The following is a 12,617-nucleotide window of genomic DNA, read 5'->3' as shown; positions in this document are numbered from 1 at the left end:
ATTTGCTTCCAGGAGGTTCTTTTTCTTTATGTATGGATCACCGTTAACATCGAAAGCGCGCAAGCTTCTGCTGCTAGGCTCTGGAGAGCTGGGAAAAGAGGTTGTGCTGGAGGCGCAGCGACTGGGAGTCGAAACGATTGCCGTGGACCGCTACGATAACGCTCCTGCTATGCAGGTGGCGCACCGTAATTATACGACTGATATGTTGAACGGAGCAGAGCTTCGCAGAATCATTGAGATAGAGAAGCCGGATTATATTGTGCCGGAGATTGAAGCTATTGCAACGGAAACGCTGCTGGAGCTTGAGAAGGAGGGGCACCGCGTCATACCGACGGCACGAGCTGCTTGGCTGACAATGGATCGCGAAGGCATTCGCCGCCTAGCTGCAGAAACTTTAGAGCTGCCTACGGCGCCTTACCGGTTTGCCGACACGCTGGACGAGCTGCGCGAAGCTGCGGCGGCGCTGGGATTCCCCTGCGTTATTAAGCCAATCATGAGCTCATCGGGCAAAGGTCAGAGCGTTTGCCGCTCGGAAGCGGAGCTTGAGGCTTGCTGGAGCTATGCCATGGAAGGCGGACGCGCCAAGAAGCAACGGATTATAGTCGAAGGCTTTATCACGTTTGAATCCGAAATTACGCTGCTTACGGTTCGCTCTGTCTCGGGCACAAGCTATTGCCCGCCGATCGGTCACGTTCAGAAAGACGGTGACTATATTGAGTCATGGCAGCCCCATGAAATGACTCCTCAGCAAGTGGCACAAGCTGAAGAAATCGCTTTGCGGATTACGGATGAGCTTGGCGGTTATGGCATCTATGGGGTGGAGCTGTTTCTAACGAAGGAGGGCGTGTTATTCAGCGAGGTTTCGCCGCGTCCGCATGATACGGGCATGGTCACCATGGCGACGCAGGATTTGTCTGAGTTTGCTTTGCATGTACGCGCGATTCTTGGTTTCCCGATTCCGACCATCCGCTTGTTGACGCCAGGGGCCTCCCATACGTTGAAGGCTGACCGGGAATCCACTAACTTCAGCATTGGAGGCGTGGAGGATGCGCTTGCCGTGCCGAATACACAGGTACGCCTTTTCGGCAAGCCAGAAACGAAAGTAGGCCGCCGTATGGCCGTTGCACTCAGTTCAGCATCAAACGTAGAGGAGGCCCGCAGCTTGGCTCGAACGGCTGCCGAGTCGCTTTATATTAAATACGACAGTGAATAAATGCGGGATGCCGCAGTATTTTTTGCATAAGGCAGGTGAAAGCGCAATGGGCAAGAAACAGAAGAAAGTAACCGCTCCCCATCAGAAAGCAGCACCAAAAAACGAGCCGGACAACGGCATGACGCTTAAGGATTTGCTTAGCAGTGACATGGTTAATAAGCTAAAAGCTCAGGCAGATGAGATGAAGCAGGCAGAAGCAAACCATAAGGAAGAGCTGCGCAAGCAAGAGGAAGAGAAGAAAAAACAAGAGCAGAAGCGGCTGGAAAACGATTTTTCTTATTTACTGGAAAACAGCGATCCAAGCTGGTCTAAGCACAAATAAACGGCTCAATCAAGTCAGTATAAAGCATAATCATCTAGAGCACCCGAGGGTGCTCTTTTTGTGGTGTGTTGAGCTCGCTTCACTGACGGGCACATTAAGCTTGCGCTTGTATTTTATGCTCGAAGTTCATGCATGGCTTGCCTGAGGAGGCGAATACTGCGATACTGGGCATGGCACTTGATTTAAAGCCAAATGCTTTGCAGCCCTTTGGGGATTTAGGATCCCATGTTATATAATAATGTTTGCACTTCAAACAATTAATTCGATGATTATCTATGATCATGACCTCGCAATCCTTGCTTTTCTTTGGTTATATTTTATACTGAAGTCGATTTGGTAGCAATATTTGGGCGGTGATGCCCCGTCAGGCATACGGCGCAAAACAAGATAATTTGGAGCATAGCGTTTATCGCTTTGAGCAATGGTAGAAGATTATAACAAATGCATGTGTTGCGAGGAGCCTTTGGCTTGATTATAAAAAGAAATTTTCATATTTCTCGAATTTTGCTTGCGCTTATTCCGATTTTTCCTTACGCTGAGCAGAGCATCTTAACGAACAATGTGACAAAGGACAATAAAAAGTTGGATCAAGCGTGGCTTTCGGTATATGATAGTTCTTCATGATTGATTTGCTTATCGAATTGGAATTTGTTTTTTGCTTATACCGTCTGCGATTTGGGCAAGGATAAGCGAAACGTCTTCTTGGAAGTCTTTACGAAATAGGACATCTTGAATTAAAATAGCTTGAAGATACGGAAACGTGACTACAGATTGGGGGGCACTCATGTCAGAGCGTACAGATCTTTTTGAAAATACAGCGGCCGCTGACCGAAACTACGAGGCCGATGATATACAGGTACTAGAAGGCTTAACCGCAGTTCGTAAAAGACCCGGCATGTACATAGGCAGTACCAGCAGTTCAGGTCTGCATCACCTCGTTTGGGAAATCGTCGATAATGCGGTGGACGAGCATTTGGCCAAATTTTGTTCGGCCATTGAAGTGACGCTGCACAAAAACGGAGCAGTCACCGTGCACGACAACGGGCGCGGCATTCCAACGGGGATGCACAAAACCGGTATTCCTACGCCTCAGGTCGTCTTTACGATCTTGCACGCAGGAGGCAAGTTCGGCGGCGGAGGCTATAAGAAATCCGGCGGTCTGCACGGCGTTGGCGCATCGGTCACCAACGCATTGTCCGAATGGCTGGAAGTAGATATTTACCGCGATGGTAAAATTCATAGACAGCGCTTCGAATATTGGGTGGATGAAGCGGGACGTGAGCACGTAGGCGAACCCGTACGCGGCCTTGAGATCATCGGAACGACAAATCGCACAGGCACGAAGGTAACCTTCAAGCCGGATGGACGGGTTTTTCAGAACGGAACGAACCTTAGCTATGATACGCTCGCTGAACGCCTACAGGAGATTGCTTTTTTGAACTCTGGGCTAAAGGTGTCTATTAAAGACGACAGGAGCGGCAAGCAGGATGTGTTTCATTATGAAGGTGGAGCGCGTCAATTCGTTCAATTTTTGAATGAGGGAAAAACCGTTCTGCATGAAGTTATTCATTTCGCCAGCGAACGGGATGAGATCGAGGTCGAGGTTGCCTTGCAGTATAACGATGGTTATACGGAGACGATAGCATCGTTCGTCAACTCCATTCCGACTCGCGGCGGCGGTACGCATGAAACCGGTTTTAAAACGGCGTATACCCGCGTGATGAATGATTATGCCCGGAAGGCCGCGATGCTTAAGGAGAAGGATAAGAACCTTGAGGGCAATGATTTGCGCGAGGGCATGATGGTCGTCATTAACATTAAGATGTCCGAGGTCGAATTCGTGGGTCAAACCAAGGATCAGCTTGGCAGTTCGTCCGCGCGGAGCGCAGTCGATGCGATTGTTTCGGAGAAAATGCAGGTGTTCTTGGAAGAGAATCCGCAAATCGCCCAAATGCTGCTGAAGAAGTCGCTTCAAGCATCGAAAGCGCGCGAAGCTGCGCGCAAAGCCCGTGAAGAAATCCGCAGCGGCAAGAAGAAGAGCGAGAGCTCGAATCTTAACGGCAAGCTGACCCCGGCGCAGTCTAAGGACTATACACGCACGGAGCTATTCATTGTGGAAGGCGATTCTGCCGGCGGATCAGCCAAGCAAGGCAGAGATTCGAAATATCAGGCGCTGCTGCCCCTTAAGGGCAAGCCTATGAATCCCGAGAAAGCGAAGCTCATCGACATCTTGAAAAATGACGAGTACAAAGCGATTATTTCTGCAATCGGCGCAGGCGTGGGTTCTGAATTTGTAGCCGAAGAGTGCAACTATAATAAAATTATTATTATGACGGATGCGGATACAGACGGCGCTCATATTCAGGTTTTGCTGCTCACCTTTTTCTATCGCTACATGAAGCCGTTAATTGACCTTGGCCGCGTATATATCGCACAACCGCCATTGTATAAAATTACTCGGAAATCAGGAAAGCTCGAAACGATTCGTTATGCTTGGACGGACGAGCAGCTTCAAAATTATTTAAAGGAATATGGCAAAAATTACGAGCTTCAGCGTTATAAAGGATTGGGCGAGATGAATCCTGATCAGCTGTGGGAGACGACGATGGATCCTGAGAAACGGACGCTGTTGAAAGTCCAAATTGAGGATGCGGCGAAGGCGGAACGCAGAGTATCGACATTGATGGGCGACAAGGTTGATCCGCGTAAGCGTTGGATCGTTGAAAATGTCGACTTTATGGAATATGAGGAATAGGGGGATTACTGCATGAGTATGCTGGAACAGTTTTTGCCAGCGTTTTTGGAAGAGGTTGTAGGCGACCGCTTTGGACGCTATTCAAAGTATATTATTCAGGACCGCGCCATTCCTGACGTTCGCGATGGCCTCAAGCCGGTGCAGCGTCGTATTCTGTATGCGATGTACGATTCCGGCAATACGCCGGACAAGCAATACCGCAAATCAGCTAAGACGGTCGGCGACGTTATGGGCAATTATCATCCGCATGGAGACTCATCCATTTATGAGGGCATGGTGCGTATGGCACAGCCTTGGAAGATGGGGCATCCACTGGTAGATGGCCATGGAAACTGGGGCTCGCAGGACGATGATCCTGCAGCAGCCATGCGTTATACGGAAGCGCGCTTGTCTCCAATCGCGATGGAACTGCTTCGGGATATAGAGAAACGCACGGTGCAATTCAAGGATAATTTCGATAATACGACGAAGGAGCCGGTTGTGCTGCCCTCGCGGTACCCCAATTTGCTTGTAAACGGGACCAGCGGCATCTCTGCCGGCTTTGCCACGGAAATCCCTCCCCATAATCTACGCGAGGTCATCGACGCGTGTATCGCGCTTATGGGAAGCCCTGAGCTTACACTGGAAGAGCTTATGACTTACGTCAAGGGACCGGATTTTCCAACTGGCGGCATTATCATGGGGGAAGAAGGCATTCGTGACGCTTATGCTACTGGCAAAGGCCGCATTTATATCCGAGCTAAGACGGCAATTGAAGACATGCGCGGAGGTAAGCAGCAGTTAGTCGTTACTGAAATTCCCTATCAGGTTGTAAAATCCAGGCTGGTAACCGCGATGGAAAATATCCGTCTGGAGAAAAAGGTCGAAGGCATTGCGGAGGTTCGCGATGAGAGCGGGCGCAATGGCCTAAGAATTGTGGTTGAGTTCAAGAAGGATGCCGATGCTCAAGGAATCTTGGCTTATTTGTTCAAGAAGACAGACCTTCAGGTTGCTTACAGCTTCAATATGGTTGCTATCGTGAACAAAACGCCAATGCAGCTAGGGCTTAAGCAAATTTTGTCCGCATATATCGACCACCAGAAGGAAGTTGTCTCCTTCCGTACCAAATACGATCTGGAGAAAGCCGAGGATCGGGCACATGTCGTAGAAGGCCTTGTTAAGGCTCTTAACATATTGGATGAAGTCATCGCAACGATTAAAGCGTCCAAAAACCGTGGGGATGCTCAGGACAATCTGATTGCCAAATTTGGCTTCACGGCAAGACAAGCGGATGCCATTCTCACCTTGCAGCTTTATCGATTAACTAATCTTGAAATTACGACGCTAGAGAAGGAACTTAAGGAGGCAATGAAAAAGATTGCTTACTTGAAATCAATCCTTGCCAGCGAGAAGAAGCTGATCGGCGTAATTAAAGATGAGTTACTTGAAATTCAAACGAAATATGGCATTGACCGGCGTTCCGATCTACGCGGTGAGATCGAGGAGCTTAAGGTAAATGTAGAGGTGCTTGTTACATCAGAGGATGTTCTAGTCACGTTAAGCCAGGATGGCTACGTGAAGCGGACAAGCATGCTCTCCTTTACTCGCTCAGGCGGCGAGCTGCAAAATGCAGGCGTAAAGGATGGCGACTTTGTAAGGGATTTGCTGGCGGTCAATACGATTGACAACCTGCTATTGTTTACCCGTAAAGGCCAATATTATTTATTGCCTGTCCATCAAATTCCGGAATTCAAATGGAAGGATACCGGGACTGCCATCGTCAATGTCGTACCGATTCCGAAAGATGATGCGATCGTAAGCATTATTCCGATTAAAGATATTATGGCTACTGCCGGATCTCTGGTGTTCGTAACCAAGCGAGGGCAGGTGAAGCGAACTGAGCTCAAGGAATATGCGACGACAAGATCAACGGCGGTTGCCGCTGTCAAAGTAGCGGATGGCGATGAAGTTATCCGGGTTGTGCTTAGTGACAGTTCGAAGCAAATTATGCTCATTACGAAGCTAGGCATGAGTATTCGGTTCACAGAAACCGAGGTTAACCCAATGGGTAGAGTAGCGACCGGGGTGAGAGGCATCCAGCTTAAAGACGGAGACGAGCTGATCGCAGCGGAATGGGTTGCTGAGGATGAGGGCGAAGTGCTCGTCATTACGGATATCGGTTACGCTAAGCGAACGCTGCTGCTAGACTATCCGATTCAAGGCAGGGGCGGTAAAGGCGTGCAAACCTTTGAGTTCAAGGAAGGAAAGCGCGTGCGTCCCAACGGTTCGGCGCTGATCGGAGCTTATTATTGCAAGGAAGCGATGGATATTGTCGCCATTACCTCTTCGGGTGCAAAGCTTAACGCTTTATCGGAGAAAGCTTCGATTGAAGAACGCAAGTCGATAGGAAAGCTTATTTTCCCGGTAGAGAAAAATGACGTCATCACGAAGACGCTTGCGCGCTCTGTCAACGATGCTAGTCAAAAGGCCGATTAGGCGGGTCAAACCGTTCAATTACTTCTAAAATAGCTTCAAGCATGACCCACAATGGTACCAGCTCATCCGGGCGGTCCAGCCATTGTGGGTCTTTTATGATGCCGTAGTTTTTAATTTTTTGAATAATAATAGCTTTTCGTTCATCCACTGGGTTCACGCTCCTTGCTTGCTAAGCAAAAATAGACATCTCACTGGGCTTTCGCCACATTGTATGTCTAACGCTGTCATAATGTTCATTATTGTATCGATTAATGACACAAATTATTAATTGGGTTAACCTTTTAATCGACAATGAAGACTGGTATAATAAACGGTAAATAGATGGAAATTGACAGAGAGCAGGTGTGAAGCTATGGTGTCTGGAGAATTTACTCGATTATGGACGAAGCTTTCGCGGGAATGGAAAAATAACTTGGAGCAATCGCTTGCACCTTTGACGGAAGGCCAACTGAATGTACTTGAGCTGTTATTGCAGCATCAGCCGATGAAGCCATCTGATTTGCTTCAGTATTTGGCAACAACGCCTGCGGCAATTACTACGCTGCTGGACCGCATGGAACGAAATGAACTCATTGAACGCTCCAGGGATGATAATGACCGAAGAATAGTGTGGGTGGCGGTATCGGAGAAGGGGAAGGCGGAAGCGGAACGCGGTTCAACGATTCGAACCGAAATGATCGAACAATCGTTGGACCGCATTTCCTCCCACAATCAGCAGTTGCTTGTTTATTTGTTAGGTAAAGTAGCTAACTTGTAAATGAAGGAGCTCCATTATTTCATCGACTCGAGCCGATTGCGCAGCAGGTCAACATTTTTTTGAAGCACATCGTAGTCGGCTTTGGTTAATAGCGTATCGCTGGATGCTGCAAGCGTATCTTCAATTGGCAAAATCCGGTACCGATAGGAATGATCCGGTTTATAGCGATGCACCCAGGTTGGAATGGATTCAATTTCTGTCAGGTCGACCGTGCCGTCATTCATATTTTTACGAACATTAACTTTGAAAATAACCCCGTAATCCTTCGTGTCGCCCCGTTGGTTGGAAATAAAATTACCCATGGAATAAATGATAAGGCCCTTTTTGGCATGTCCGTTCTCGTCTGACGTTTCAATGACTTCGTAGGGCTGTATGACATGCGGATGAGAGCCTGCGATAATGTCTGCTCCCGCAGCGACGAGCTTTCTTGCAAGACGTTTCTGTTCTTCATTTGGCGTAGTTTGATATTCCGTTCCAAAATGAAGGGAGACCGTAATCAGATCCGCGCCTGCTTCCTTAAGCCGGGTGATGTCTGCGATAATTTTATTCTCATCGATCAGCGAAACCAGATATGGTTTTCCTTCAGGCAACGGAATGCCATTCGTACCATACGTATAAGCAAGCAATCCCATAACTATTCCATTTTTCTCGGACAGGAGAATATCGTCTGCTTCTTCCTGCGAGGCAGCCGTGCCTTTTGTCGGTATATCCAGTGCCTTTAAGTTCTCGAGCGTGCGCAGCACACCGGATTCGCCTTGATCCAAGGAGTGATTATTAGCATTAGTGATCAGGTTAAAGCCAGCATTCTTCAGTGCATCTCCGAGCTCGGTGGGGGCATTGAAGTTCGGATAACCGGAGTAACCGAAGTCAGCTCCTGCCATTGGCGTTTCTAGGTTCGCGATAACCCAATCCCCCTGTTCGAGAATCGGCTTGACCTCTGCGAAAAAAGGATCGAAATTATATCGTTTCGTCGCCTTGTCGTAGGATCCGGGAAGCTGAGGGGTGTGCATCATGATATCGCCAACAGCCATCCATACCGCATCGGCATAAACAGGTTCTGGCGATGGAGTAGGCAGTGCAGGAGTCGGTGACGGTGAAGGCGTGATGGTTGCTTGCTCGTCCGGAGAAGGCTCTGCTGTTGCCTCTGTCATTGGAGCAGGAGGTGCGGTTGCCCTCTCGAAAAGAGAGGGAACCAAAAATATAATCAATAGACCGATCACACTAAGCAATAATAGAACGGTTTGAAACTTACGATGGGCCCTTTTGCGGCGCATTTAGTGATCTTCCTTCCTGTTCATCCATTGCTCAGCATACTGGAGGCCACTTCAAGCTGCTCATAGGACCACCAGGACCACGCTGCGGAGCCGCTTGGAATGGAGCGGAATACCATCCATTCTTTTGAGACGGGATGGGGAGTGGATACGGAGGTTGACCATAAGGCAATTTCAGATATGCCTCCGGTCGGCTTCGCACCATATTTAAGGTCGCCGACAAGCGGACATCCTATATGCGCAAGCTGTGCGCGAATTTGATGAGGCCGTCCAGTATGGAGTTTTACTGCAACGAGTGAATAACGGCCAGTCACTGCTGTTACTTCATAATCGAGAACAGCTTCTTTTGCTTCGCCAACAGGCTTGTTGTAGACCGTCACTTGATTTTGCTTGCTGTCCTTAAGAATATAATGCGTTAATTGGGCCTGTGGCTTGGCGGGAGAACCTTGTACCACGCATACATACGTTTTGCCGAATTGGCGGCTTCGAACAGACTCGGATAATCGAGAAGCAGCTTTCGAGGTTTTAGCAAAAACCATGGCACCGCCCACCATACGGTCCAGACGGTGGACCAGGCCGAGAAATACATTCCCCGGCTTGTTATGTCTCTCTTTTAAATCCTGTTTCAGGAGCGTAAGCATGTCAGCATCACCGGTATCGTCCTCTTGGGACAAAATGCCCGGTGGCTTGACGACAGCCAGCACATGGTTATCCTCGAATAGTACCGTGATTGGCATTACTTGGACTCCCATCGTCCCAGAATGCCGCACGGTAAATTCAATCCGGATTTGGTAATGGGCAACCCGATCTCGCCGCAATTAATTTCGCCGCCGTACTTGGCATTCATCGTCATATGAAGCAAATTATGCAGCACAGATGGCGATAGACCCGTCGTATAGGAGTTGATTAACAAAAATAACGGATTGTCTGATAAGATGGTTGTGCAGGATTGAAGAAATGGGAATAGATTCTCTTCAAGCTTCCAGGTTTCCCCATTTGGTCCGCGTCCGTAAGAAGGCGGGTCCATAATAATGGCGTCATACTGTTTGCCGCGGCGCTGTTCGCGTTGAACGAACTTGAATACATCGTCCGTAATGTAACGGATTGGAGCCGATTCGAGACCTGAGAGCTGAGCGTTATCTTTAGCCCATTGCACCATGCCCTTGGCAGCGTCGACGTGGCAGACTTCTGCGCCTGCAGCTGCAGCGGCAACTGTTGCTCCTCCAGAGTAGGCAAACAGGTTTAAAACACGGATTGGGCGGCCTGCCGAGCGGATTTTGTCCATCATCCAGCTCCAGTTGACGGCTTGTTCCGGAAATAAGCCGGTATGCTTGAAATTGGTTGGCTTAATATGGAAGTTAAGCTCGCCATAGGAAATCGTCCAGCGTTCAGGCAGCGAGTCGTTCATTGACCACTGGCCACCGCCAGAGTTGCTGCGATGGTAATGCCCATCTGCTTTTTTCCAAAGTCCAGTTTCATTGACAATCGGCCAAATAATTTGCGGGTCAGGCCTGCGAAGCGTGTAATTGCCCCAACGCTCCAGCTTGTCTCCATCACCCGTATCTATAACCTCGTAATCCATCCATTTATCTGCTATGTACATGTTATTCGTAACCCTTCCTTGACGTTGTTTTTGTAATATAATAATGTCAACGCTAATTATATCGAAGGTAACTCAATGAAGCAATGAAACCGTGTCATTTATAGGCTGGTATTTATTCGTAACCCGAAGGTAAGAGTACCGCGGCTGCAACGATGCTGCTTCATTGTGGACAAAGATATCTTTTAAAAAAGAGGAGATACTTGATTATGATGAGTTTTGAATGTGAATGCGGCAATAAAACAGCAATGTTTGCAACAGGTGATCGGGACGAGCATGGAAGAGAATTTATCGAAATTGAGGATGACGATAGGCTGACTTTTACAGTAGGGGATAGAAGCGTCTTGTTTCGCTGCTCCTTCTGCGGATATACCTACCGTCTGGAGCAAATAGAGTAACTTTCATAGGGGAGGCTGCTTAATTTTTAAGTTCAACCTAATTAAGATTTGAAAATTATAAGGGAATGATATTGAAAACCTTCCTTGTTCGGAGTATGATAAACGTACGTCAAGTTGTATGTACAAGTGCTCCGTCATACCAGTGATTATTCGCACTAATGTCCGTACAAGTTGAACTTGTAAAGGCTATTGTATTTTCTAAACGATGAATAGGATTTGAGACAAGTGAATGCTTACGAAGCAGTTTTGCATTCGCAAATCGAAGTGAATGCTTACGAAGCAGTTTTGCATTCGCAAAACTTAAGGAGGAACCATTAAATGTTGCAAGTAAAACCTTATCAATTTTGGTTTGTTACCGGAAGTCAGCACTTGTACGGACCGGAGACGTTGGAGGAAGTTGCCCAGCATTCACGGATTATTACTGCGGCATTAAATGATTCTGCTGTCATTACCTCTGAAATCGTGTTCAAACCGGTAGTAACGACGCCGGAAGATATTTTCAAGCTTTGTATTGAGGCGAAAGCGGATGAGAGCTGTGCCGGAATTATCACTTGGATGCATACGTTCTCCCCGGCGAAGATGTGGATTCATGGCTTGTCCGAGCTTCGGAAGCCGCTTCTTCACCTTCATACGCAATTCAACCGGGACATTCCTTGGGAAACGATTGATATGGATTTTATGAACACGAACCAATCCGCGCATGGTGACCGTGAATACGGACATATTTTCTCCCGTCTCGGTATAGAGCGCAAAGTTGTAACCGGCCATTGGGAAGATAACGAGACCCGTGCTCGGATCGGCAGCTGGATGGGTACGGCTATTGCTGTAAATGAAGGCCGTCATCTGAAGGTTGCTCGTTTCGGCGACAACATGCGCCAGGTTTCTGTTACCGAAGGCGATAAAGTTGAAGCGCAAATCAAGTTTGGATGGTCGATCAACGGTTATGGCATCGGGGATTTGGTTGCCCGCATGAATGAGGTTTCCGATTCGGAAGTGAAGCAGCTTCTTGAAGAATACAGCGAGCAATACGTGATTTCCTCCGAAACTCGCGGGAATGCCGCATCTTGGGCATCCATCGGCGAACAAGCCCGCATTGAGCTTGGACTCAAAGCTTTCTTGCAAGAGGGCGGCTTCTCGGCGTTCACCACTTCCTTCGAAGATTTGCACGGCATGAAGCAGCTTCCTGGCCTAGCCGTTCAACGTCTGATGGAGCAAGGCTATGGCTTCGGCGGAGAAGGCGACTGGAAGACCTCTGCGCTTACGCGCTTGATGAAGCTGATTGCGAACAACAAAGGCACTTCCTTTATGGAAGATTACACGTATCATCTTGAAGAAGGAAATGAGCTTGTGCTTGGTTCCCATATGCTTGAGGTATGTCCGACAATTGCTGACGCTCGTCCGAAGATTGAGGTTCATCCGCTCGGCATTGGCGGCAAGGCTGATCCAGCACGTATCGTATTCGACGGTCGTTCAGGCGCAGCGCTGAACGCTTCCCTAGTCGATCTAGGCAATCGTTTCCGCCTCATTATCAATCAAGTGGATGCAGTCAAGCCTACGCATGAAATGCCTAAGCTTCCGGTTGCCCGCGTGCTGTGGAAGCCAGAGCCGTCATTGCGCGACGCAGCGGAGAGCTGGATTTATGCCGGCGGCGCGCACCACACGGTATTCTCTTATGTGGTGACGACTGAGCAACTAGTCGATTGGGCTGATCTCGTAGGGATTGAGACTGTCGTTATCGATAAGCATTCATCCGTACGCAGCATTCGCAACGAGCTTCGTTGGAATGACCTCAGCTACCGGATTCGTTAATAAATTGTCCAGATCTT

At 48.4% G+C, this 12,617-nt stretch carries 11 protein-coding genes; 7 read left to right on the top strand and 4 right to left on the bottom strand.

What is annotated here, in order from left to right; genetic code table 11:
• Nucleotides 1-28 precede the first annotated feature (28 nt).
• The 4 genes from purT (at nt 29) to gyrA (ending at nt 6,765) form a co-directional block, all read left to right on the top strand.
• Nucleotides 29-1,213, top strand: a complete 1,185-nt coding sequence (gene purT, locus FJQ58_RS30680) for a formate-dependent phosphoribosylglycinamide formyltransferase (RefSeq protein ID WP_139999442.1) — start codon at nt 29-31, stop codon at nt 1,211-1,213.
• A 46-nt stretch (nt 1,214-1,259) separates the two neighbouring features.
• Nucleotides 1,260-1,535, top strand: coding sequence for a YqkE family protein (locus tag FJQ58_RS30675; RefSeq protein ID WP_139999440.1), 276 nt, complete (start codon nt 1,260-1,262; stop codon nt 1,533-1,535).
• A gap of 784 nt (nt 1,536-2,319) precedes the next feature.
• On the top strand, nt 2,320-4,290 hold the full coding sequence (gene parE, locus FJQ58_RS30665; RefSeq protein WP_139999436.1) for a DNA topoisomerase IV subunit B: 1,971 nt from the start codon (nt 2,320-2,322) through the stop codon (nt 4,288-4,290).
• Between the two features lie 12 nt (nt 4,291-4,302).
• Complete coding sequence (gene gyrA, locus FJQ58_RS30660) at nt 4,303-6,765, top strand: DNA gyrase subunit A (RefSeq protein WP_139999434.1); 2,463 nt, start codon at nt 4,303-4,305, stop codon at nt 6,763-6,765.
• Here the strand turns inward: gyrA and FJQ58_RS32685 are convergent.
• Nucleotides 6,746-6,913, bottom strand: a complete 168-nt coding sequence (locus FJQ58_RS32685) for a hypothetical protein (RefSeq protein ID WP_202915352.1) — start codon at nt 6,911-6,913, stop codon at nt 6,746-6,748. The two genes, gyrA and FJQ58_RS32685, sit on opposite strands and share 20 nt — an antisense overlap.
• Before the next feature lie 204 nt (nt 6,914-7,117).
• Here FJQ58_RS32685 and FJQ58_RS30655 point away from each other — a divergent pair, with 204 nt between their 5' ends.
• Complete coding sequence (locus FJQ58_RS30655) at nt 7,118-7,522, top strand: MarR family winged helix-turn-helix transcriptional regulator (RefSeq protein WP_139999432.1); 405 nt, start codon at nt 7,118-7,120, stop codon at nt 7,520-7,522.
• A 14-nt stretch (nt 7,523-7,536) separates the two neighbouring features.
• Here the strand turns inward: FJQ58_RS30655 and FJQ58_RS30650 are convergent, their stop codons facing one another.
• Genes FJQ58_RS30650 through FJQ58_RS30640 form a run of 3 tightly spaced genes read right to left on the bottom strand, consistent with a single transcriptional unit; the run spans nt 7,537 to nt 10,396 of the window.
• Entirely contained in the window at nt 7,537-8,796 is a 1,260-nt protein-coding gene (locus FJQ58_RS30650; protein WP_139999430.1) for a CapA family protein, read from the bottom strand.
• Nucleotides 8,797-8,816: 20 nt separating this feature from the next.
• Nucleotides 8,817-9,530: an RluA family pseudouridine synthase gene (locus FJQ58_RS30645; RefSeq protein ID WP_238404402.1), complete on the bottom strand. Its 714-nt coding sequence runs from the start codon at nt 9,528-9,530 to the stop codon at nt 8,817-8,819.
• Nucleotides 9,530-10,396 carry a class I SAM-dependent methyltransferase gene (locus tag FJQ58_RS30640; protein ID WP_139999426.1) on the bottom strand — a complete coding sequence of 289 codons (867 nt, stop codon included), beginning with the start codon at nt 10,394-10,396 and terminating at the stop codon, nt 9,530-9,532. The genes FJQ58_RS30645 and FJQ58_RS30640 overlap by 1 nt, the downstream gene beginning before the upstream one ends.
• A 206-nt stretch (nt 10,397-10,602) precedes the next feature.
• Between FJQ58_RS30640 and FJQ58_RS30635 the strand changes: the two genes are divergently transcribed.
• Nucleotides 10,603-10,791: a hypothetical protein gene (locus FJQ58_RS30635; protein WP_139999424.1), complete on the top strand. Its 189-nt coding sequence runs from the start codon at nt 10,603-10,605 to the stop codon at nt 10,789-10,791.
• A gap of 318 nt (nt 10,792-11,109) precedes the next feature.
• Complete coding sequence (araA, locus tag FJQ58_RS30630; protein ID WP_139999422.1) at nt 11,110-12,600, top strand: L-arabinose isomerase; 1,491 nt, start codon at nt 11,110-11,112, stop codon at nt 12,598-12,600.
• The last annotated feature ends 17 nt before the right edge of the window (nt 12,601-12,617 follow it).

It is taken from the genome of Paenibacillus paridis, assembly GCF_006345825.1.
GTDB classification, from domain to species: domain Bacteria; phylum Bacillota; class Bacilli; order Paenibacillales; family Paenibacillaceae; genus Pristimantibacillus; species Pristimantibacillus paridis.
This window is presented reverse-complemented; position numbering and strand designations above follow the sequence as displayed.

Coding starts and splice junctions, on each gene's coding strand:
- FJQ58_RS30655 (WP_139999432.1), top strand. CDS start 7,118: ATGGTGTCTGGAGAATTTACTCGATTATGGACGAAGCTTTCGCGGGAA.
- araA (WP_139999422.1), top strand. CDS start 11,110: ATGTTGCAAGTAAAACCTTATCAATTTTGGTTTGTTACCGGAAGTCAG.
- FJQ58_RS30650 (WP_139999430.1), bottom strand. CDS start 8,796: ATGCGCCGCAAAAGGGCCCATCGTAAGTTTCAAACCGTTCTATTATTG.
- purT (WP_139999442.1), top strand. CDS start 29: ATGTATGGATCACCGTTAACATCGAAAGCGCGCAAGCTTCTGCTGCTA.
- FJQ58_RS30645 (WP_238404402.1), bottom strand. CDS start 9,530: ATGCCAATCACGGTACTATTCGAGGATAACCATGTGCTGGCTGTCGTC.
- gyrA (WP_139999434.1), top strand. CDS start 4,303: ATGAGTATGCTGGAACAGTTTTTGCCAGCGTTTTTGGAAGAGGTTGTA.
- FJQ58_RS30640 (WP_139999426.1), bottom strand. CDS start 10,396: ATGTACATAGCAGATAAATGGATGGATTACGAGGTTATAGATACGGGT.
- FJQ58_RS30635 (WP_139999424.1), top strand. CDS start 10,603: ATGATGAGTTTTGAATGTGAATGCGGCAATAAAACAGCAATGTTTGCA.
- parE (WP_139999436.1), top strand. CDS start 2,320: ATGTCAGAGCGTACAGATCTTTTTGAAAATACAGCGGCCGCTGACCGA.
- FJQ58_RS30675 (WP_139999440.1), top strand. CDS start 1,260: ATGGGCAAGAAACAGAAGAAAGTAACCGCTCCCCATCAGAAAGCAGCA.